The organism is Aquabacterium sp., assembly GCF_036279675.1.
Lineage (GTDB): Bacteria > Pseudomonadota > Gammaproteobacteria > Burkholderiales > Burkholderiaceae_C > Aquabacterium.
Genome location: NZ_DASUIS010000001.1, coordinates 19,677 through 38,973, shown reverse-complemented (window position 1 = coordinate 38,973; position 19,297 = coordinate 19,677). Strand labels below are relative to the sequence as shown.

Genomic DNA, 19,297 nt, shown 5'->3' with positions numbered 1-19,297 from the left:
AACTGCTCGGCGCCAACGCTGTTGAACATGTTGAGAACTTGGCTCATGGGGGCTCCTCGGTGTCCTGTCGCGGACTTGTTGATGACAAACAGAATAGTATTCTGGAATAATATTCGGTGTCAAATACAGGTTCATGAAAGCCACCATGGACGCATCCAGCCAGTCCGCATCAATCAAAGCCAGTTCCGCATCGGCCAGCGCAGGCGCCAAGGCCGTGCTGGAGCGCGCCTACCCGGGTGCCAGGGCCCAGCTCAAGCGGCGCATGCTCGCAGGGGCGCTGGCTTGCTTCAACGAGCACGGCATCGAGCCCACGACCATCGAGATGATCCTGGCGCGTTGTGAGGCCAGCGTGGGCAACCTGTATCACCACTTCGGCAGCAAGGAGGGCCTGGTGGCGGCGCTGTTTTTCTGCGCCCTCCAGGATCAGGGCGATTTGATTGACGCGGAATTGGCCAAGGCGCAGACGATGCAAGAAGGCGTGGCGGCGCTGGTCTACAGCTATGTGGACTGGATCAGCGCGCAGCCCGAGCTGGCGCGCTTCATGTTCCAGGCGCGCTCGGCGGTGTCCAAAGGGCCGCATGGGGCCGAGTTGCAGCAACGCAATCGGCAGCGTGCCAGGCTGGTGATGAGCTGGTTTGGCGAGCCGGGGCGTACCGGTCGCATCAAGGATTGGCCCATGGAGCTGTTGCCTTCCCTGATCATCGGTGCGGCTGAAAACTACAGCCGTGCGTGGTTGTCCGGGCGGGTCAAGGCCACGCCGGCACAGCAGCGCGAGCGGTTGGCGGAAGCCGCCTGGCTGAGCGTGGCAGCTTCCGGTTGACCCTGCGGGGCGTCTGATCAGGCCTGGTGTGTCAAGCCTGGGTTCTCAAGCCTGGTTATTGGCCAGATCGTTGGCGGCGATGTAGCCGAAGGTCATGGCCGGGCCGATGGTGGAGCCCGCACCCGCATAGCTGTGGCCCATCACCGAGGCGCTCACGTTGCCGGCGGCGTACAGGCCCTTGATCACGCTGCCATCGGTGCGCAGCACGCGGGCGCGGGCATCGGTGCGCAGGCCACCCTTGGTGCCCAGATCACCGGGCTTGATCTTGAAGGCGTAGAACGGGGCGTAGCGCAGCGCGGCCAGGCTGGAGCTGGGGCGCACGGCAGGGTCGGTGTAGTAGTGGTCGTACACGCTGTCGCCACGGTGGAAGTCCAGGTCCTTGCCGGCATCGGCAAAGCCGTTGAAGCGCTGCACGGTATTGCGCAGGGCGGCTGGTGGCACGCCCATCTTGGTGGCCAGGCCTTCCAGCGTGAGGTCCTTGACGACCACGCCCGCATCGAACCACGCCTTGGGCAGCGGCAGGAAGGGCAGGGTCTCCTTGAACAGATAGCGGTTGCGGTAGCGCTGGTCGACCACCATCCAGGTGGTGATGTCCTTGCCCTCGGTGACCTGCTGGTACATGCTGTGCACGAAGTCGGTATACGGGGCGGCTTCGTTGAGGAAGCGTTTGCCTTGACCGTTGACCATGATGCTGCCTGGCAGGGTGCGTTCGGCGAGCACGAAGTAAGGGCCCTCGGGCAACGGGATGATGGGGCCCCACCATGCGTCGTCCATCAGGTCGAAGGCGCCGCCGGCACGCTGGCCTGCGAGGTGGCCGTCACCGGTGTTGGTCTTGGTGCCCACCGTCCAGTCGGTCGTGATGGGGTGCTGCTGGTAAGCCAGGCGCATTTCCAGGTTGTGCTCGAAGCCGCCTGTGGCCATGACCACACCCAGTCGGGCCTTCACCAGCGTGGGCGTGCCTTCCTTGTTGACCAGCGCGCCCGTGACGCGGCCACTGCCGTCCTGCTGCAGGTCGATCAGGGGGGCGTTGAGCCACACGGGCACGTTGGCGTTGAGGAGGCCGGCGCGCAGACCTGCAGCCAGGGCCTGGCCCATGGTCAGTGGTGTTTCACCCTTGAGGATGGCTTCAAGGTAACGCGCCACGCAGTTGGCGGCGACGGCCGCACCCTTGGCCGACACGGCCGCCAGGTTGAGCCACTTGTACTCGCCACCGAAGATCACCACGCCGGGCGGCGTGGCCAGGTAGGGCGGGTTCAGGTTGGCCAGCTCCTTGCCCAGCAACTTGCCATTGAACTGATCGGGCTCGATGGAGGCGCCATTGGGCATGCCTCCGGGCAGTTCGGGGTAGTAGTCGGAGTAGCCTTCCATCCAGCGGAAGCGCATCGGCGTGTTGCGCAGGATGAAGGAGATCATCTCGGGGCCGTAGTGCAGGTAGGCCGCCTTGCGGTCTGCGGGCACGATGGGCCCGACCACGGCATCCAGGTAGGTGGCGGCTTTTTCCGGCGTGTCGGGGACCCCTGCCTTTTGCAGGACCTCGTTGTTGCGGATCCAGATACCGGCGCCCGAGCGGGCCGTGGAGCCTCCGAACTTGGGCGCCTTCTCGATCACGACGGCACGCAGGCCTCGTTTGGCTGCAGCCAGTGCCGCCGTCATGCCGGCCGCGCCTGAACCAATCACCACCACGTCGAATTCCACTTCCGCTGCATGGGCCTTTGAGCCCATGCCACCGACCATGCTGGAGGCCAGTGCGGCTGAAGCTGCACCCTGGAGGATCTGTCGACGATTGGGAGTTGCGGACATCTGGGTTCCTGAAAAAATCGGTTTGGTTATCAAGCCATTCTCGGTTCAAATACGGGGGCTTCGGATGACATCCCGGCCACCCATGTCGGTGGCGGGTAAACCTGAGCTGAGGAGCTCGGAGGCCCTATGGCGGACAAACTGGCTGCATTGCGACGTGTAGGCGTTCTTTACCCCGTCATGCAGGCGGGCATGCCGGGCATTGCGGGGCCCAAACTGGCGGCCGCGGTCAGCCGTGCAGGTGGCATTGGCACCCTGGGCATCATGGACGCCTCCGATTGGGGTGTGGCACTGGCCCTGACACGTCGCTTGTGTGAAGGTCGGCCATTCAATGCCAATCTGCTGCTGCCTTTTACTCGCCCTCGGCATGTGGATTTGCTCATCTCTCACCAAGTGGCCATGGCGACGCTGTTCTGGGGGCGCGATCCGGCCTTGATCCGGCGGCTCAAGCAGGCGGGCATCTACACCTTCCAGCAGGTGGGCAGCGTGGAAGAGGCGCGCATGGCGCTGCAGGATGACGTGGACGCCCTGATCGTGCAGGGCCGGGAAGCAGGCGGGCATGTGCGAGGTAGCAGCCTGCTCAAGTCGATTCTGGCGCCCATTGTCGATCTGGCGGGGCCCGTGCCCGTGTTGGCCGCAGGCGGCATCTACACCGCTGACGACGCGCTCGCTGCTCGCCATCTGGGTGCCGCAGGCGTTTCAACCGGCACACGCTTTGTGGCCACGCACGAAAGCCAGGCGCATGATCTGTACAAGAAGGCGCTGGTCAAGGCCGAACACACGGTGCTCACCAATCTGTTTGGCATGAACTGGGATGCGCCCCACCGTGTGCTGGACAACGCCGCCACGAGGCGCTGGTGTGACTCTCAAGGCAAGGCGCCGGTCTGGATCAGCCTGCTCTACAAATTGACCGGGCTGACGCGGCGCTTCACGCCCATGAAGTCGGACCTGGTGCACTGGCAGCGGCCCTATCTGCCCCTGTTTTCAGCCGCGGCGATGGAGGCGTCCATGCCGCCCCACATGCGTGACAGCACGGCTTTGTATGCGGGTGACGAGGTCGGTCGGATTCGCTCGATCGTGTGGGCCGCCGATGTGGTGCATGACCTCGCTTCGGCCTTCGGACCCGTTGGGGCACACACGCGAGACCTTCAGGACAAGGTGGCCTGAAAGCGCATGGCGGCCCGCCCGCGGCTGTTCAAAGCGCGCGGGCCTTGGCCAGCCAGTCTCCCAGCGCGGCCACCATGTCGGCCTGGCTGAACGAGCAGCTTTCTTCCGTGAACAGTGCGGCACTCTCCAGTTGGTTGAGCACGCGCTCCAGCACGTCCACATAGCGTTGCGGCAGCGCCGGTTCATGCGACTGGGCAGCATCGCGCCAGGTGCGCGCCAGATCGTGCAGGCTCAGGTAGCCGAGCTTGAAGTCATCCAGTGTGGCCGGCAGGGTCGAGAGGTGGTCGCTCATGTTGTTCAGTAAAGGGCGGTTGATCCGGGCAAAGGTGCCGAGCGGGGCGGTGCTTACCAGCGCGGCTGGCTCAGCTCTTCGTACAAGGCCGTGTACAGGCTCAAACGGATGGGGCTGACTTCACCCCGTTCCACTGCAGCCTGCACGGCGCAGCCGGGTTCCTGGCGATGCGTGCAGTTGTGGAAGCGGCAGTCGTTCATGTGCTTGGCGATGTCAGGCATCCAGCGCGCCAGTTCGGTGGGCGGGATGTGGTGCATGCCGAACTCCTGAAAGCCCGGTGAGTCGATCACGGCCGTGGTGCGCGTGTCGTCCAGCCAGTACCAGAGGCTGGACGTGGTGGTGTGTTTGCCCGAGTTGAGCGCCTGCGAAATCTCTTGCGTTTCGGCGCGCGCGTTGGGCAGCAGGGTGTTGATGAGGGTGCTCTTGCCAGCGCCCGAGGGGCCCAGCACCAAGGTGGCCTTGCCATCCAGCAAGGGCCCGACCTGAGCACGAGCGGCTTCGGTTTCCTGCTTCAGCGAGAGTTCCACCACCCGATAGCCCATGGCGCGGTAGGGCGCGAGGCGCTCCTTGGCCGCAGGCGCACCGGGCAGGTCGATCTTGTTGAGCACGATGGTGGCGGGGATGCCGGCAGATTCGGCGGCAATCAGGGCCCGTGTGAGCTGAGACTCGCTGAACACGGGCTCCACGGCGATCCACATCAGCAATTGATCGAGGTTGGCCGCGAACGACTTGCTGCGCCATTCGTCCTGGCGGTAGAGCAGGCTCTTGCGCTCTTCAACGGCCACGATCACGCCTTCGTCGCCGCCATCCAGCGTGTGTTGCCACAGCACGCGGTCACCCACCACGGCTTCGCTCTTCTTGCCGCGCGGATGGCAGATCAGGCGCTCGCCCTCTTCATCTTCCACCACGACGTGCCGGCCGTGTGTGGCCACCACCAGGCCTTTGCTGCACCCGCTGGTGTCGGCCGTCTTGCCGGGGCGCCCGTGGCGTCCTTGCGGTGCACCCTTGCCGTGGCGCTTCATGCCGACAGGGCATCCACGCGGGCGGCGCAGATGAAGTCGTTGATGGACAGGCCGCCCACGGAATGCGTGGACCAGCGGATGGTGCAGGTGTTGTAGCTCACAGCCAGATCGGGGTGATGGTCTTGTTCATGGGCGATCCAGGCCACGGCATTGACAAAGGCCATGGTGCGGTGGAAGTCGGCCAGCTTGAAAGTTTTGCTCAGGACACCGCCAGGCACGTTGGCGTCCACTTGCCAGCCCCGCAGCTGGCTGAGCAACAACTGCTGCTCATCGGGGCTCAGTGCCGGGCCCTTCTGGTGGCTGCTGTGTTGTTCATGCAAAGGCAAGGCTGGGTGTGCAGGCATGGGGTGTCCGATCAGTTCGCGGCCATCGCGGCCAGTCGTTCGGAGGCGGGCGGATGCGAATAGTAGAAGCGCACGTACATGGGGTCAGGTGTCAGGGTGGACGAATTGTCCTTGTACAGCTTGATCAGGGCCATGGCCAGGTCCTTGCCACTGGATTGCTGGCAGGCGTAGGCGTCGGCCTGGTATTCGTCGCGGCGCGAGAAATAGGCGAACACGGGCGACACGAAGAACATGAAGGCCGGCAAGGCCAGCATGAACAGCAGCAAGGCCAGCGCATCATTGGGCGCGCCCAGGTTGGGAGACACGCCCAGGCCCAGGTAGAAGCCGAGTTGGCGCGACAGCCAGCCCAGCAGGGCAAAGCCGGCCAGGCTCATCACGAACATCATGATCATGCGCTTGAGCACGTGCTTGTGCTTGAAGTGGCCCAGTTCGTGCGCCAGCACGGCCTCCACCTCGCCATGTGACAGCTTGTTGAGCAAGGTGTCGAAGAACACCACGCGCTTGGATGAACCCAGCCCGGTGAAGTAGGCATTGGCATGGGCCGAGCGGCGGCTGCCATCCATCACGAAGAAGCCTTTGGCCTTGAAGCCGCAACGTGTCATCAGGTCGGTCACGCGTCTGGCCAGATCGTCGTCCTGCAGGGGCGAGAACTTGTTGAACAGGGGCGCGATGAAGATCGGGAAGATCACCATGAGCAACAGACTGAAGCCCACCCAGGCGCCCCAGGCCCACAGCCACCAGGCCTGACCTGCTGCGCCCATCAGCCACAGGATCAGCGCGGCAATCGGCGTGCCGATGACCAGGCCGATCAGCACCTGCTTGACCTGGTCGCCAACCCACATGCGCCAGGTCATGCGGTTGAAACCGTGGCGCTGTTCGATGCGGAAGGTGTTCCAGGCTTCCAGTGGCCATTCGATGACGGCACCAATGGCCGTGAAGGCGCCCAGCAGGGCGAGTTGGTAGGCCAGCCCGCCCCAGCGTGGGAACACCGCGTCACGCACGGCATGGTTCAGGATGTCGAGGCCACCGAGCAGTGTCCAGCCCACCAAAACGGCCGTGCTGATGGCCGTGTTCAGCAAGCCAAAGCGCAGTTTGTCCAGGGTGTAATCCGCTGCCCGCCGGTGGCTGTGCAGGGTCACGTCCTTGCTGAAGGCCTCTGGTACGGCGGCTCTGTGCCGAGCGACAAAGCGGGCCTGGCGGGTGTCCAGCCAGAGTTTGGTCAGCAGGGAGGCGGTCACGAAGACCACGAAAAGCAGGGTCAGATCACTGGGTTGCATGGGCGTCAGTGTACGTTTGCCGCACAATTGCCTGCTCGGGCGCCGTGGCATGGGCTGGCAAAAACAAAGTTTTTTCTCTCTTGCCGCGTGGTGCCGCTTCCGGCAGGCCCGTGGTTTTCGCATGACAAGAACGGGGCGCCGACCCCAAGGACATTGATTGATGAGCGACGCGCCGACTCCCGCCGCCGACAGCGCCCCTGCCGTGCTGAGCAAAAGCGACCAGAACCTGATCTGGATCGATCTGGAAATGACGGGCCTGAAGCCCGACAGCGATCGCATCATCGAGATCGCCGTGGTCGTGACCGACCCGAATCTCGCGATCCGGGTGGAGGGCCCCGTGTTCGCCATCCACCAGTCCGACGAGATGCTCAACGGCATGGACGCCTGGAACAAGGGCACACACGGCAAGAGCGGCTTGATCGATCGCGTCAAGGCCTCGACCGTCGATGAGGATCAGGCGGCCAAGGCGGTCATCGCCTTTCTCAAGCCCTACATCGGCAACAACAAGTCGCCCATGTGTGGCAATTCGATCTGCCAGGATCGCCGCTTCCTGGCGCGCTACATGCCCACGCTGGAGGCTTATTTCCACTACCGCAATCTGGATGTGAGCACACTCAAGGAACTGGCCAAACGCTGGAAGCCTGGCCTGGCAGAGGGCTTCAAGAAAGCCCAGAAGCACACGGCACTGGCGGACATCCATGAGTCCATCGACGAGCTCGCCTATTACCGCGAGCACTTCCTGGTCAAGTGAGCGGGGATGACCATGTCGAGTCGGCCCGCGATCACGCGCTTTGATCAACCCGAGGCGCCAGGCAGCATCGATCACCCCAGGCCAGATCGCCTGGAGCAGGGCAACCCGCGCCGGGAAACCTGGACGCTGTACGAATCAGCGGATGGCTTGATGTCGAGCGGCATCTGGGCCTGCGAGGTGGGGCGCTGGCGCATCGCCTTTCCCCTTGGCAAGGAAGAGTATTTCTTCGTGCTGGAGGGGCACGTGCGCCTGCACGACCAGGCCGGGCATGCGGTGGACGTGCTGGCCGGCCAGGGGGCGGTGATCCCCGGCGGTTTTGAAGGTGCGTTCGAAGTGATCAGCCCGGTGCGCAAGCACTTCGTGGTGGTGGACCGCCCCGCTTGAGGCTCAAGGGGCCGGTGGCCTGGTGCAGCTGGTGGCGGTTGTGTCACTGCATGCGCTGACCTTTTCCGGCGCCGCGCTGGAAGCTGGTGCAGATGCGGCAGCCAGTTGCACTGGTGCTGGTGGTTTGATCACGCAACCTTGCGAAGCCGCGACGCCCTTGAGGAACGCGCGGCGAATGGCGCCTGCCGAGATGGCTGCGGCCATCTTTCTGGAATGACGCTCGGCGCCGCTGAGTTTGCGCACCCAGCTTCTGAACGGCACCAGGCCCTCGGCGGTGCGCTGGATGGCGCCGACTGCCGTGTTTTCTGCTGCATCGGTGCCGCGGTCCAGCAGCGAGGGCTCGTCGGACTCTGGCGCATCCAGGTCGGCCCCCAGCACTTCATCAAGCTGATGGACTTCCGTGACCACGACAGGGCAGGTGGCGTCGGCGGGCTTGAGGTAGGGCGCCTTGACGGCGTTTTGCAGCACCTCGGGGATTTCGTCCCGGACGAGGTTGAGGTCGTTCAAGGGTGTGGTGGCGGCCGTCGTCATGCGCGATTGCGTCTTGGAGACGCTCTTGGACGCGCACGCCGACAGCAGGACCACCAGGGCCAGTGTGCCAATGCGGACTGCGTTCATGGATGCACCTGTCGAAACGGTTGAGGTCACTGTGGTTCTTTGAATGATCAATGAGGGCGATCGTTGCCGGTGTCAAGGTGCCGGGCCATCGGGGCGGCGACTCGTGGGCAATCTTTCACGCATTTTGCACCGGGGGCGGGCGCACGGCGAGCCACCGATCTCGCCATTGCGCAACGGCTTGGGCCAGCCAGTCGGGCAACAGCAAGGCCTGTGGCGCCAGCCCCAGCGCAGCCCCCGCAGCCTGCAAAGCCGCCAGAGGCAGGCTCAGATCCAGCGCCTTGGCGCCGTTCTGCTTGGACAGCTTCTCGCCGTTGTCACCCAGCACCAGGGGGGTGTGCAGGTAACGCGGTGTGGGCAGCCCCAGGCAGCGCTGCAGCAGGATCTGCCGTGGCGTGTTGTCGCACAGGTCCTCGCCGCGCACGATATCGGTCACGCCCTGTGCGGCATCGTCCACCACCACGGCCAGTTGATAGGCCCACAGGCCGTCGGCCCGCTTGATCACGAAGTCACCCACGGCGCTGGCCAGATGCTGCTGCTGAGGGCCTTGCGCACGGTCCTGCCAGGTGAGCAGGTCATCCGGGGCATCAGGCACTTGCAGCCGCCAGGCTCGTGCCGGTTTGCCCTTGAGCCCGCCGTTGGCAGGTCGGCATGTGCCGGGGTAGACCAGGTCACCATGTCGGGGTTTGCTCAGCCCCAGCGCGGCATTGGCCTGGGCGATGTCGGCCCGGGTACAGCCGCAAGGGTAGGCATGGTGGGCCGCGATCAGTTGATCCAGGGCCTGTTGGTAGACCTCGCCACGCTGGCTTTGATAGAGCGGCGTCTCATCCGGGATCAGCCCGCAGCGGGCCAGTTGCGTCAGGATGATCTGATCGGCACCTGCGATGCAGCGGGGCAGATCCACGTCTTCGATGCGAACCAGCCACCGGCCACCGTGGGCCCGCGCGTCCAGCCAGCTGGCCAGCGCCGCCACCAGCGAGCCCGCGTGCAAGGGCCCGGTGGGAGAGGGGGCAAAACGACCGACGTAGCCGCTCACAGAATCAGGCCCTCATGCAGATCCAGCAGCGCGCAGCGCGTGGTGGGGCTGGCGAGTTGGTGCAGCCACCAGGTCAGTGCCATGCCGGGTTGGGCGCCGCTTTGCCGCCAGGCGTAATGGGTGCGCACCACACGTGGCGGTGTGTCCACCTCCTTGCGGACCAGGCGGCCTGCCGCGATGTGGGGGCGCACCATGGGCTCGGGCAGGAAGCCACAACCCAGGCCGCGCAACTGCGCCTCCAGCTTGGCGGCCATGGAGGGCAGGGTGAGGACATCCTGGCCGGGCAGGATGCCGACCGTCATGGGCGCCAGGTCGCGCGCTGTGTCTGCCACAGCGATGATGCGGTGCTGGGCCAGGATCGCGGAAGACAATGGTTCGGGCGCCTGCGCCAGCGCGTGATGCGGGGCCACGGTCAACACGAAGTGGTGCTCGCCGATGGCCTCGAAGCGGATGTCCTGGCTGGACACACGATCTGCGGCCACGCCAATGGCCAGATCCGCCTGGCCGGAGGCCAATGCCTCCCAGGTGCCGGTCATGACCTCGCTGCGCATGCGCAGGCGTGTGGGCGGCTTGAGCGCGTAAAACGCCTCCATCAGGTCGAACACGGCGTGCGGCGCAATGGCCTTGTCCACGGCCACGGTGAGCTCGGCCTCCCAGCCGGAGGCCACGCGTTGCACGCGGTTGGCCACGGCATTCATCTGCTGAAGCAGCAACAGGCCTTCGCGCAGCAGTTCTTCGCCGGCCGCCGTCATCTTCGCCTGGCGGCTGCGGCGGTCGAACAGCAGCACGTCCAGCGCGTCCTCCAGCTGTCGCACCGAATACGTCAGGGCAGAAGGCACCTTGCCCAGCTCGCGGGCCGCGGCGGCAAAGCTGCCGGTGCGCGCGATGGCCACCACCATTTCCAGGGCTTCGGGCGAGAGAGCGTGGGCGCGGTCCGTCATGGGGCGTGGGCCGAAAGTCCGGCGACTGTTCAAATTCCTTGAATGATGCCATCAGTGTGCCGCAGCGGCGAGCCGGGGTGGGCGACCTACAGTGAAACCCATGGCGAGACAGCTGAACGCTTGTGTCAACGCCCCAGCAACGAAAGAGGAAAGGAGCCCCAACATGCTCACACTGCGCCGATCCGATGAACGAGGTTATGCCGACCATGGCTGGCTGCAAAGCTTCCACAGCTTCTCCTTTGCCGAGTACCACGACCCGGCTCACATGGGTTTTGGCCCGCTGCGGGTGATCAATGACGATGTGATCGCCCCGGGGCGCGGTTTCGGCATGCATGGCCACCGCGACATGGAGATCGTGACCTATGTGCTGGAAGGCGATCTCGCCCACAAGGACAGCCTGGGCAATGGCGCCAGCATCCTGCCGGGTGATGTGCAACGCATGAGCGCCGGCAAGGGCATCCTGCACAGCGAGTTCAACCACGATCTGTACAAGCAGACCCATCTGCTGCAGATCTGGATCGAGCCCAATGAGCGTGGTTTGCGTCCCGGCTACGAGCAGAAGAATTTCAGCGCCGAAGACAAGCGCGGACGCCTGCGTCTGGTGGCTTCCCCGGATGGCCGCGAAGGCTCGGTCACCATCCACGCGGATGCCAGCTTGTCGGTGGGGTTGTTCGATGGTGCCGAGACGGCTGAGCTGGCGCTGAACCCGGCGCGCAAGGGCTATGTGCACGTGGCGCGCGGTCAGGTGGTGGTCAACGGCCAGGCGCTGAGCGCCGGTGATGCACTCAAGCTGGAAGGTGAATCCAGCCTGACGATCGCGCAGGGCCAGCAGGCCGAGGTGCTGTTCTTCGACCTGGCAGCCTGAGGCTCATCGCACCATGCTGCTCGGTCTGCTGTCAGCTTTGCTGCGCTTCCAGCGTGTAGGCGGCGTGCTCGTCCTGGCCAATGGTTTCGACCAGCCAGGGCAGCGCGTCGGCCAACTGGTCGTACAGCGTCCAGGGCGGGTTGATGATGAACATGCCGGAGCCGAACAGGCCCTTGCCGCCTGGTTCAGCGGCCTTTACGCGCAGCGTGGCGTGCAGCCAGTCCACCTTGGGCAGCTCGGCCGCCAGGCGCTTGAGCTGGCCGGGCAACTGCTGCGATTCGCGACGGGCCACTTCCGGATACCAGATCGCGTAGGTGCCGGTCGGGAACTTGGTGAGCGCTTCCTTCACGGTCTGCAGGACGCGACGGTAGTCTTCCTTCAACTCGTAAGGCGGGTCGATGTGGACCAGCCCACGGCGAGGCGGAGGCGGCAGGCAGCCGCGCAGGCTGGTGAAGCCGTCCGCGCACTGGATGCTGACGCCGCGCTTGACAGAGGCAAAGTGCCCCTCCAGCAGCTTGATTTCGGTGGGATGCAGTTCGAACAGGCGCAGGTGATCGCCCTCGCGCAGCATTTGCGCGGCGATCTGGGGCGAGCCGGGGTACCAGCGCAGGGCGTCACCGTCGTTGCACAAGGCGATCTGGGCGATCAGGTCCTTGATGGCCTGTGGTGCCGCCTTGTCCTTGCGGTGTTCCCACAGCGAGGTGATGCCGTCTTCGGCCTCGCCGCTCTTGACCGCGTAGTTGCTGGCCAGGTCATACAGACCGCCGCCGGCATGGGTGTCCACCACCCAGAAAGGTTTGTCTTTCTTGAGCATGTGCTCAAGCAATTGCACCAAAACCATGTGCTTGAGCACATCGGCATGGTTGCCCGCGTGGAAGCCGTGTCTGTAACTGAACATCCGCCAAGGGTAGCGGTTTTATGCCGTGTTGCCCCATGGGGTGTGTGACTTTTTTCGTTGACCCATTTCTTTGACCTGAGAGGTTCTGCCATGAGCAAGAAGATCGTGATCGTGTATTTCAGCGGCTATGGCCACACCAGGCGCATGGCCGAAGCCGTGGCACAAGGCGCCGGCGGCCAGCTGCTGGCCGTGGATGGCGAAGGCAATCTGCCCGAAGGTGGCTGGGACCAACTGGCAGCAGCCGATGCCATCATCATGGGCGCGCCCACCTACATGGGCAGCGTGCCCTGGCAGTTCAAGAAGTTCATCGATGCGTCGTCCAAGCCCTGGTACCACCAGACCTGGAAGAACAAGATCGCGGCCGGTTTCACCAACTCGGCTTCGATGAACGGCGACAAGCTCTCCACCCTGCATTACCTGTTCACACTGGCCATGCAGCACAGCATGATCTGGGTCGGGACCGGCCTGATGCCCAGCAACAGCAAGGCCGCCACGCGCAATGACGTGAACTACGTGGCCTCGTTCAGCGGCGCCATGGCGTCCACCCCGTCAGATGCCAGCGTGGACGAGATGCTGCCGGGCGATCTGGAAACCGCCCGCCTGTTCGGGGCGCGTGTGGCCGACGTGGCGGCGAAGTTCTCAGCTTGAGTGCATGGCCGTGGGGTCACGGCGGCAATACCTGAAGCAGGCTGATGCAGTCGATGTCCAACCCGATGGGCGTGAGCGCCAGCAGGGTGGGCGTGACGGTCTGCGCGGCGCGCTTGCGCCAGAGTTTCAGGTGTTCGCGCCATTGGCGCCATTGCGCCTTGAGTATGCGCAGATCCCGGTCCAGCCTGGGCAGGACGCCATCGCGCTGGAACACATGGGTGCTCTGGGGCTCCCTGTGCGTTGACAGTGAATCCTTGTAGCGGTAGTTGCCGGCTGCGAAGTCATAGCAGTGGTGGCCGGCCCGGGCATTGTGTTCGATGGCCAGGCTGTGACAGACCAGGCCTGGGCGGTCGTGTTTGTCCAGCACGCCGTAACGCAGTCCGGACTGGTAATAGACCACATGCCCCTGGTGAATCAGGTTGTACAGATAGCCCACGTCCTGGCCGCCAGCCGAGACACGCAACAACTGGATTTCTCCGCGTTCAAAGCCATGTTCGATCAATTGATCGTGAAACTGCAGCGCCGTCGGTGAAAAGGAAAAGCCGGACCGTTCGCCGCGGCCCAGCCAGGTCTGTCCATGCAGTTTGCGCAACTCGGCCATGAAGGCCTGCGCCTGCTGCGGCGTGCGGGCCTCTTCCACCGTCAGTTCACCGAGCGCCTTGTAGGCGGCGATGCTGCGCCGTATCTGGCTGCGCGTGTTGCTGCTCAACAGCGGGAGATAGCCGTTCGCGCTGGCCCGCACATGCGCCAGATTGACCATGTAGGAAGTGAACCCGGTTGAACGCACGATCACGTTGCGGGCGGCCTTCTGGGGCTGCGTCTGTTTGTGCGAGACGCGGCGTGCCAGCAAGTCCAGTTGTCTGGATGCGAGCTTGATTTCCACTCGCCCCACCTCGGTCTGATGCAGCAGGTGGTCGACCATGGTGGTCTTGACGTCGATTTCGTGACCTCGTTCGACCAGAAAGCCGTTGTATTCGATCGTCAACTCGTCGATGGATTCTTGGCCCGTGGCGTGCAAGTACCAGCAGGGGACGGGGATGACCTGCAGCAGTTTGGCCTTGCCCCTGACGACGATGCCCATGCCCACGATCCGACCGGCATGGCGTGCCACCAGCAACTGAGGTGACAAGTCGGACGGCAGGACGTGCAGCCAGCATCCGATCCAGGACCAGCTTGTGTAGAACGACGCGTTTGAACGGGCTTCCAGTTCTCGCCAGCGTGCCTCCAGCACGCTGCGGGCAGGCAGCATCTCCAGTGTCACGTTGATCTGCATGGGTGTCCTTGTTCCCTTGTTTGCTCGGCCTGCGTGTGTGGGCGCAGGTCGGCAGAGGGTTGGTGCAAACGCCCATATTACATTTGTATACATATTTTGGGGGCCGCGCATCTGGGGGTATTTCATCAGCCGGGACGTGGCGAGGGCTACTGGCGTTTACGGCAAGATGTCACGCTTCGACAGAAAGAGCCCCCATGACCGCAAGCATTACCCCTCGTCCCGTCCGGTTGCTGGCCATTTCCGGCAGCGCCCGTCAAGGTTCGCTCAATCGCCAGTTGGTCGATCTGGCCGCGCGCAAGGCAGAAGCGGCCGGTGCGCAGGTCACGCACGTGGATCTGCGTGAGCTGGCCATGCCGATCTACGACGACGATTGGGCAGCGGCCCATGGCAGGCCTGCTGGTGCGCTCAAGCTGCGTGAACTGTTTGCCAGCCACGACGGCCTGTTGATCGCCTGCCCCGAGTACAACGCCTTGCCCACGCCTTTGCTGATCAACAGTTTTGACTGGCTGTCGACCGTGCAGGCGCAGGGTGATCTGCCTTCCGGCACAGGCGCGACCGCCGGCAAACCGGTCGGCTTGCTGGCCGCCTCCCCGGGCGCGCTGGGCGGCATCCGTGCCTTGCCCATCGTGCGCACCTACCTCAGCACCAACTTCGCGATGGTGGTGGTGCCGGAACAGATGGGTTTGCCGCTGGCTGACCAGCAACTGGACGCGTCGTCGGGTGAGGTCGTGCTCAAAAAGCCCGAACTGGATCACCTGCTTGACAAGGTCGTGGCGTCGGTGATGCGCCAGGCTGCGTGGCGGCTGACCACAGCGTGATGAAACTGGCCGTCAGTGGGTGGCGGCCAGAAATTCCTCCAACACCTTCAGCGTGGCCTGGGGGTTTTCTTCCTGGGGCAGGTGGCCCAGACCCGGGAAGGTCACAAGCTTGCAACGTGGGATATCGCGGCAAAACAGATTGCCCTGATCCGGCGAGATCATTTCGTCCTTTTCGCCCCACATGACCAGCGTGGGCTGTTGCACGCGGTGGATCAGTGCGGAGTTGCTGCCGAATTGCGCCTGGTCCATGCGCTGGAACAGAGCACGGCGGTTGCCCACGCGCAGGTTGAGTTCGAAGTAGCGGTCCACCTTTTCCTTGGTGGCCTTGGCCGGATCACCGAACACACTGCGCACGCTGGATTCGACCAGCGAACGCGGCAGTATACGCTCGGCCACCCAGCGCAGGCCCCGCATGCTGGCAATCTGGAAGGCAATCGGCATGGACAGCACCGAGGGCTGATAACCATCCGAATCGATCAGCACCAGTTTGCGCACGCGCTCGGGCGCCAGCACGGCTGTCTGCCAGGCCACTTCGCCACCCAGCGCATTGCCCACCAGGATCACGCGGCGCAGACTCAGGGTGTCGAGCAGGCGCAGCACGAAGCGGGTGTAGGTGTCGATGCGGTAGTCGCCCTGAGGGCTGGGGCCGGTCAGGCCAAAGCCGGGCAGGTCGACGCTGATGACGCGGTGCTTGCCTTGCAGGGCGGCTTGCCAGTCTTCGTAGGTGTGCAGGCTGGACGACATGCCGTGCAGCAGCACGATGGGGTAGGGGTCATCACGCGGGCCGGTGTCCCGCATGTGCACCTGCATGCCGTCGAGTTCGACAAAGCTGGACGGCTCGGGCGCCCAACGCGCCACGAGATCGCCCAGTTGCCGATCAGTCTCCCAGGTCGCCCAGACGGAAATCGCCAGACCGATGCCCAGAAGGACGGCACTCCACCAAAGTCGTTTCAGCCACTTCATGCACGCATCATGCCGCGCTTCTGGCGCCCTGGCGCGGCTTGTTCATCTTGCGCAACTGGCGCATCACGAGCACTTGATAGGCGGAGCCACAAATGCGGACAACCTTGTCCAGCATCTTGGCGTCGTTGCCCACCAGCACGCGGCGCTCGTTTTTCTCGACCGCAGCCAGGATCTGCAGGGCGGCCGATTCGGCCGTGGTGACGTTGATCAGCTTGTTGGCGCGGCGCTTTTGCTGCTCTTCGGTGGTGCCAGTGAGCTTTTCCATGATCGGATCCACCTTGCCGGCCATCGCGATGTTGGTGGCGATGCCGCCTGGGTGCACGCAGGTGGCGCTCACGGGGGCGCCTTCCATTTCCAGCTCCATGCGCAAGGCTTCGGTGTAGCCGCGCACGGCGAACTTGGTGGCGTTGTAGGTGCCTTGCGTGGGCACGGCCATCAGGCCGAACAGGCTGGAGGTATTGATGATGTGGCCATCACCGGATGCCTTCAGGTGCGGCAGGAAGGCCTGGGTGCCGTAGACCACGCCCCAGAAGTTGATGCCCATGATCCACTCGAAGTCGGTGATCTTGACGTGCTCCAGCGTGGTGGTCAGCGCCACGCCGGCGTTGTTGAAGATCAGGTTGACCTTGCCGTGGTCACGCACCACTTGCTCGGCCCAGTCGTACACGGCTTCGCGCTTGGCCACGTCCAGCTTTTGCACGGTGACGCGCACACCGAACTTGCCGGCCATCTCGGCGGTCTTGACCAGTTCGGTCTCGTTGACGTCGCTCAGTGCCAGGTGGCAGCCGCGGCGAGCCAGTTCCAGCGCCAGCGTGCGGCCCATGCCGGATGCGGCACCCGTGATCGCGGCGACTTTGTCTTTGAATGACTTCATGTGGGGGCTCCTCAGCGGGTGACGCGGGCGATGAAGGCGCCGCATTCTTTCAGGGTCTGGCGTGCTTCAGGCAGCATCACCATCGTGGGCCACACATGGGGCATCTTGGCCTTGAGGTGCAGCTCGCTCTTGACGCCCTGTTGCTGGGCGCGTTCGTGCAGGCGGGTCGAGTCGGCCAGCAGGATCTCGTGCTTGCTGGCGTGGATCATCAAGGGCGGCAGGCCCTTGAGATCGGCGAACAGTGGCGAGGCCAGCGGCGTGTTGGCGGGCTTGCCATTCAGGTACAGCGCAGCGGCTTCCGGCAGGGACTCGGGGTTGAACATCACGTCCACATCGGCGAGGGACTTCATGGTGTCGCCCGAGCAGGTCAGGTCGCTCCAGGGCGAGAACAGCACGGCGCCCGCAGGCAGCGGCAGGCCTTGGTCGCGCGAGGCCACCAGGCAGGCCAGGGCCAGGCCACCGCCGGCGGAGTCGCCACCGAACACCACGGATTTCGGGTCGATGCCCTTGTTGAGCAGCTCCTTCCACCAGGCCACGGCATCGTCCACGGCAGCGGGGAAGACGTTTTCAGGCGCCATGCGGTAGTCCACCGACAGCACCTGGGCTTCGGCCGTGCGGGCCAGGTAGGCGCAGGTGGGGCGGTGCGTTTCCAGGCCGCAGAAGAAGTAGCCGCCACCGTGGAAGTACAGCACCGTGCGCTTAGGGCTTGCCACGCTCAACCACTCTGCCGAGCACAGCGAGTTGGCTGGCTGAGCAGCCACCGGTGTGTGCTTGATGCTCTTGGGAGGCGGCGGGTTGCGTTTGGCCACCTTGTTGACCATGTGGCGCGCCTTCTGCACGTTCAAGGGGCCGCGACCGGCGCGCTTGAACTGATGGCGCAGAACCATGTTGGCAATGATGGATTGGATGCTCATGCTCGCTCGGTGTTGTAGGTGTTGAGATTGAAACGACGGGTCTTCAAACGGTAGGCAAATGTAAACCCGGGCCACAGGGTTGTGTTGCGCCCCTTGTCGTCGAGGTACCAGCTCTTGCAGCCGGAGTTCCATACCGTCTTCTTGAGATCGGCCTGCACGTCGTCCACAAAGCGCTGCTGAGCCTGTGGCTTGACTTCCAACGCCTTGATGCGGCGCTCTTTCATGGTCTTGATCGCCTCGACGATGTAGTGCGCCTGCGATTCGATCATGAAGACCATGGAGTTGTGACCCAGGCCGGTGTTGGGCCCCATCAGCATGAAGAAGTTGGGGAAGCCCGCCACGGACATGCCCATATAGGCCTCGGCACCTTGCTTCCACACCTCAGCCAGGTCGGCACCGCCCTTGCCGAACACGGCCTTGGGCGGGATCGGGTCCTGCACCTTGAAGCCGGTGCCGAAGATGATGGCGTCCACCTCGTGCTCGCGGCCGTCCTGGGTGCGCACGCCGCGGGGCGTGATGGCCTGAATGCCGTCGGTCACAACCTCCACATTGGTCCGTGCCAGTGCGGGGTAGTAGTTGTTGGAGATCAGCAGGCGCTTGCAGCCGGGGGTGTAGTCGGGCGTGAGCTTGGCGCGCAGGGCCGGGTCCTTGATGGCCTGGGCGATCTTGTGTTTGCCGACCTTGGCCACCAGGTTCATCCACTCGGGCTTGAACTTGAAGGCCAGAAAGCGGGCTTCCAGCGTCCAGTACAGCTTGGTGCGGGCGATCTTCTGGCGCCAGGGGTTGGCGGCAAAGTCGGCCTTCTCTTCAGGCTGGATGGGACGGTCCATCTTGGGCACGACCCAGGGCGGGGTGCGCTGGAAATAGGTGAGGTGATCCACCTTGGGCGCAATCGCCGGCACGAACTGGATGGCGCTGGCACCGCTGCCGATCACGGCCACGCGCTTGCCGGTCAGGTCGTAGTCGTGGCGCCAGGTGGCGGAGTGAAAGGTGGTGCCCTCGAAGCTGTCCAGGCCTTTGAGGTCGGGGATGGCCGGGTTGCTCAGGCCACCCATGCCGGAGACCAGCACATCGGCTTCGAACACGCGGCCGTCTTCGGCCTGGACGGTCCACACCTTGCGGGCCTCGTCATAACGCGAGGACGTGATGTTGGCGTGGAAGCGGATGTGGCGCAGCAGGTCGTACTTGGTGGCGACGTGCTTCAAGTAAGCGTAGATCTCGGGCTGGGGCGCGTACATGCGCGACCAGTTCGGGTTGGGCTCGAACGAGAAGGAGTACAGGTGCGACTCCACGTCGCAGGCGCAACCGGGGTAGGTGTTGTCACGCCAGGTGCCGCCCACGTCGCCGGCGCGTTCCAGCAACACAAAGTCGTCCTCACCGTTTTCACGGAGTTTCACGCCCATGCACAGGCCCGAGAATCCGGTCCCGACAACGATGATGCGGTGGCGTTCGATGCCCGTGCCAGGGTTCTGACTGGCTGTGGCCGCTTGTTTGAATTCGTTTGGCTTCATGTGGCGATCAAAGTGAAAACACCTTGATTTGTGACAAGGATTCTTGTCAGAATATCTTTGACAATGATCCATGTCAATATAGGGATT

The 19,297-nt window shown here is 64.1% G+C and carries 21 protein-coding genes; 7 read left to right on the top strand and 14 right to left on the bottom strand.

Annotated features, from left to right (window positions below; genetic code table 11):
• Positions 1-145 precede the first annotated feature (145 nt).
• Positions 146-820 (top strand): TetR/AcrR family transcriptional regulator, encoded by a 675-nt coding sequence (locus tag VFW93_RS00170; protein WP_329691969.1) that lies wholly within the window; start codon positions 146-148, stop codon positions 818-820.
• A 45-nt stretch (positions 821-865) separates the two neighbouring features.
• Here the strand turns inward: VFW93_RS00170 and kstD are convergent, their stop codons facing one another.
• Positions 866-2,620, bottom strand: a complete 1,755-nt coding sequence (gene kstD / locus VFW93_RS00165; protein WP_329691968.1) for a 3-oxosteroid 1-dehydrogenase — start codon at positions 2,618-2,620, stop codon at positions 866-868.
• 126 nt (positions 2,621-2,746) lie between these two features.
• Between kstD and VFW93_RS00160 the strand changes: the two genes are divergently transcribed.
• Positions 2,747-3,784: a nitronate monooxygenase gene (locus VFW93_RS00160; RefSeq protein ID WP_329691967.1), complete on the top strand. Its 1,038-nt coding sequence runs from the start codon at positions 2,747-2,749 to the stop codon at positions 3,782-3,784.
• 28 nt (positions 3,785-3,812) lie between these two features.
• Here VFW93_RS00160 and VFW93_RS00155 read toward each other — a convergent pair whose 3' ends face one another.
• The 4 genes from VFW93_RS00155 to VFW93_RS00140 are packed head-to-tail and all read right to left on the bottom strand — an operon-like array spanning position 3,813 to position 6,719.
• Positions 3,813-4,076: a hypothetical protein gene (locus tag VFW93_RS00155; RefSeq protein ID WP_329691966.1), complete on the bottom strand. Its 264-nt coding sequence runs from the start codon at positions 4,074-4,076 to the stop codon at positions 3,813-3,815.
• Between the two features lie 53 nt (positions 4,077-4,129).
• Positions 4,130-5,098, bottom strand: a complete 969-nt coding sequence (gene rsgA / locus VFW93_RS00150; protein WP_329691965.1) for a ribosome small subunit-dependent GTPase A — start codon at positions 5,096-5,098, stop codon at positions 4,130-4,132.
• The gene (locus tag VFW93_RS00145) at positions 5,095-5,442 is read right to left on the bottom strand and encodes a 4a-hydroxytetrahydrobiopterin dehydratase (RefSeq protein ID WP_329691964.1); all 348 of its coding nucleotides are present in this window, start codon (positions 5,440-5,442) and stop codon (positions 5,095-5,097) included. Before VFW93_RS00145 ends, rsgA begins: the two co-directional genes overlap by 4 nt.
• Before the next feature lie 11 nt (positions 5,443-5,453).
• Positions 5,454-6,719 (bottom strand): M48 family metallopeptidase, encoded by a 1,266-nt coding sequence (locus VFW93_RS00140; RefSeq protein ID WP_329691963.1) that lies wholly within the window; start codon positions 6,717-6,719, stop codon positions 5,454-5,456.
• Between the two features lie 160 nt (positions 6,720-6,879).
• Between VFW93_RS00140 and orn the strand changes: the two genes are divergently transcribed.
• A complete protein-coding gene (orn, locus tag VFW93_RS00135; RefSeq protein ID WP_329691962.1) occupies positions 6,880-7,470 on the top strand; it encodes an oligoribonuclease in 591 nt (196 codons plus the stop codon).
• 6 nt (positions 7,471-7,476) lie between these two features.
• A complete protein-coding gene (locus VFW93_RS00130) occupies positions 7,477-7,854 on the top strand; it encodes a cupin domain-containing protein (RefSeq protein ID WP_329691961.1) in 378 nt (125 codons plus the stop codon).
• Between the two features lie 3 nt (positions 7,855-7,857).
• On the opposite strand, the gene VFW93_RS00125 is transcribed toward VFW93_RS00130, so the two are convergent.
• From VFW93_RS00125 to VFW93_RS00115, 3 genes are all read right to left on the bottom strand, one after another.
• On the bottom strand, positions 7,858-8,472 hold the full coding sequence (locus VFW93_RS00125) for a hypothetical protein (protein WP_329691960.1): 615 nt from the start codon (positions 8,470-8,472) through the stop codon (positions 7,858-7,860).
• A 115-nt stretch (positions 8,473-8,587) separates the two neighbouring features.
• Positions 8,588-9,505, bottom strand: coding sequence for a tRNA glutamyl-Q(34) synthetase GluQRS (gene gluQRS / locus VFW93_RS00120; protein WP_329691959.1), 918 nt, complete (start codon positions 9,503-9,505; stop codon positions 8,588-8,590).
• Positions 9,502-10,446, bottom strand: coding sequence for a LysR family transcriptional regulator (locus VFW93_RS00115; protein ID WP_329691958.1), 945 nt, complete (start codon positions 10,444-10,446; stop codon positions 9,502-9,504). Before VFW93_RS00115 ends, gluQRS begins: the two co-directional genes overlap by 4 nt.
• Positions 10,447-10,609: 163 nt before the next feature.
• On the opposite strand from VFW93_RS00115, the gene VFW93_RS00110 reads away from it, so the two are divergent.
• Entirely contained in the window at positions 10,610-11,311 is a 702-nt protein-coding gene (locus tag VFW93_RS00110) for a pirin family protein (protein WP_329691957.1), read from the top strand.
• A gap of 31 nt (positions 11,312-11,342) precedes the next feature.
• On the opposite strand, the gene VFW93_RS00105 is transcribed toward VFW93_RS00110, so the two are convergent.
• Entirely contained in the window at positions 11,343-12,209 is an 867-nt protein-coding gene (locus VFW93_RS00105) for a 23S rRNA (adenine(2030)-N(6))-methyltransferase RlmJ (protein ID WP_329691956.1), read from the bottom strand.
• A 90-nt stretch (positions 12,210-12,299) separates the two neighbouring features.
• Between VFW93_RS00105 and VFW93_RS00100 the strand changes: the two genes are divergently transcribed.
• Entirely contained in the window at positions 12,300-12,857 is a 558-nt protein-coding gene (locus tag VFW93_RS00100; protein ID WP_329691955.1) for a flavodoxin family protein, read from the top strand.
• Between the two features lie 16 nt (positions 12,858-12,873).
• Here the strand turns inward: VFW93_RS00100 and VFW93_RS00095 are convergent, their stop codons facing one another.
• A complete protein-coding gene (locus tag VFW93_RS00095) occupies positions 12,874-14,130 on the bottom strand; it encodes a GNAT family N-acetyltransferase (RefSeq protein ID WP_329691954.1) in 1,257 nt (418 codons plus the stop codon).
• 194 nt (positions 14,131-14,324) lie between these two features.
• Here VFW93_RS00095 and VFW93_RS00090 point away from each other — a divergent pair, with 194 nt between their 5' ends.
• Positions 14,325-14,948 carry an NAD(P)H-dependent oxidoreductase gene (locus VFW93_RS00090; RefSeq protein ID WP_329691953.1) on the top strand — a complete coding sequence of 208 codons (624 nt, stop codon included), beginning with the start codon at positions 14,325-14,327 and terminating at the stop codon, positions 14,946-14,948.
• A gap of 12 nt (positions 14,949-14,960) precedes the next feature.
• Here the strand turns inward: VFW93_RS00090 and VFW93_RS00085 are convergent, their stop codons facing one another.
• The 4 genes from VFW93_RS00085 to VFW93_RS00070 are packed head-to-tail and all read right to left on the bottom strand — an operon-like array spanning position 14,961 to position 19,210.
• The gene (locus VFW93_RS00085) at positions 14,961-15,911 is read right to left on the bottom strand and encodes an alpha/beta hydrolase (protein WP_329691952.1); all 951 of its coding nucleotides are present in this window, start codon (positions 15,909-15,911) and stop codon (positions 14,961-14,963) included.
• A gap of 7 nt (positions 15,912-15,918) precedes the next feature.
• Entirely contained in the window at positions 15,919-16,785 is an 867-nt protein-coding gene (locus VFW93_RS00080) for an SDR family oxidoreductase (RefSeq protein WP_329691951.1), read from the bottom strand.
• Positions 16,786-16,796: 11 nt separating this feature from the next.
• Positions 16,797-17,699, bottom strand: coding sequence for an alpha/beta hydrolase (locus tag VFW93_RS00075; RefSeq protein WP_329691950.1), 903 nt, complete (start codon positions 17,697-17,699; stop codon positions 16,797-16,799).
• Positions 17,696-19,210, bottom strand: a complete 1,515-nt coding sequence (locus VFW93_RS00070) for an NAD(P)/FAD-dependent oxidoreductase (RefSeq protein ID WP_329691949.1) — start codon at positions 19,208-19,210, stop codon at positions 17,696-17,698. Before VFW93_RS00070 ends, VFW93_RS00075 begins: the two co-directional genes overlap by 4 nt.
• Between the last annotated feature and the right edge of the window lie 87 nt (positions 19,211-19,297).

Excerpts from the sequence above, each read along its gene's own strand:
- VFW93_RS00170 (WP_329691969.1), top strand. The coding sequence starts at position 146 with ATGGACGCATCCAGCCAGTCCGCATCAATCAAAGCCAGTTCCGCATCG.
- kstD (WP_329691968.1), bottom strand. The coding sequence starts at position 2,620 with ATGTCCGCAACTCCCAATCGTCGACAGATCCTCCAGGGTGCAGCTTCA.
- VFW93_RS00160 (WP_329691967.1), top strand. The coding sequence starts at position 2,747 with ATGGCGGACAAACTGGCTGCATTGCGACGTGTAGGCGTTCTTTACCCC.
- VFW93_RS00155 (WP_329691966.1), bottom strand. The coding sequence starts at position 4,076 with ATGAGCGACCACCTCTCGACCCTGCCGGCCACACTGGATGACTTCAAG.
- rsgA (WP_329691965.1), bottom strand. The coding sequence starts at position 5,098 with ATGAAGCGCCACGGCAAGGGTGCACCGCAAGGACGCCACGGGCGCCCC.
- VFW93_RS00145 (WP_329691964.1), bottom strand. The coding sequence starts at position 5,442 with ATGCCTGCACACCCAGCCTTGCCTTTGCATGAACAACACAGCAGCCAC.
- VFW93_RS00140 (WP_329691963.1), bottom strand. The coding sequence starts at position 6,719 with ATGCAACCCAGTGATCTGACCCTGCTTTTCGTGGTCTTCGTGACCGCC.
- orn (WP_329691962.1), top strand. The coding sequence starts at position 6,880 with ATGAGCGACGCGCCGACTCCCGCCGCCGACAGCGCCCCTGCCGTGCTG.
- VFW93_RS00130 (WP_329691961.1), top strand. The coding sequence starts at position 7,477 with ATGACCATGTCGAGTCGGCCCGCGATCACGCGCTTTGATCAACCCGAG.
- VFW93_RS00125 (WP_329691960.1), bottom strand. The coding sequence starts at position 8,472 with ATGAACGCAGTCCGCATTGGCACACTGGCCCTGGTGGTCCTGCTGTCG.
- VFW93_RS00115 (WP_329691958.1), bottom strand. The coding sequence starts at position 10,446 with ATGACGGACCGCGCCCACGCTCTCTCGCCCGAAGCCCTGGAAATGGTG.
- VFW93_RS00110 (WP_329691957.1), top strand. The coding sequence starts at position 10,610 with ATGCTCACACTGCGCCGATCCGATGAACGAGGTTATGCCGACCATGGC.
- VFW93_RS00105 (WP_329691956.1), bottom strand. The coding sequence starts at position 12,209 with ATGTTCAGTTACAGACACGGCTTCCACGCGGGCAACCATGCCGATGTG.
- VFW93_RS00100 (WP_329691955.1), top strand. The coding sequence starts at position 12,300 with ATGAGCAAGAAGATCGTGATCGTGTATTTCAGCGGCTATGGCCACACC.
- VFW93_RS00095 (WP_329691954.1), bottom strand. The coding sequence starts at position 14,130 with ATGCAGATCAACGTGACACTGGAGATGCTGCCTGCCCGCAGCGTGCTG.
- VFW93_RS00090 (WP_329691953.1), top strand. The coding sequence starts at position 14,325 with ATGACCGCAAGCATTACCCCTCGTCCCGTCCGGTTGCTGGCCATTTCC.
- VFW93_RS00085 (WP_329691952.1), bottom strand. The coding sequence starts at position 15,911 with ATGAAGTGGCTGAAACGACTTTGGTGGAGTGCCGTCCTTCTGGGCATC.
- VFW93_RS00080 (WP_329691951.1), bottom strand. The coding sequence starts at position 16,785 with ATGAAGTCATTCAAAGACAAAGTCGCCGCGATCACGGGTGCCGCATCC.
- VFW93_RS00075 (WP_329691950.1), bottom strand. The coding sequence starts at position 17,699 with ATGAGCATCCAATCCATCATTGCCAACATGGTTCTGCGCCATCAGTTC.
- VFW93_RS00070 (WP_329691949.1), bottom strand. The coding sequence starts at position 19,210 with ATGAAGCCAAACGAATTCAAACAAGCGGCCACAGCCAGTCAGAACCCT.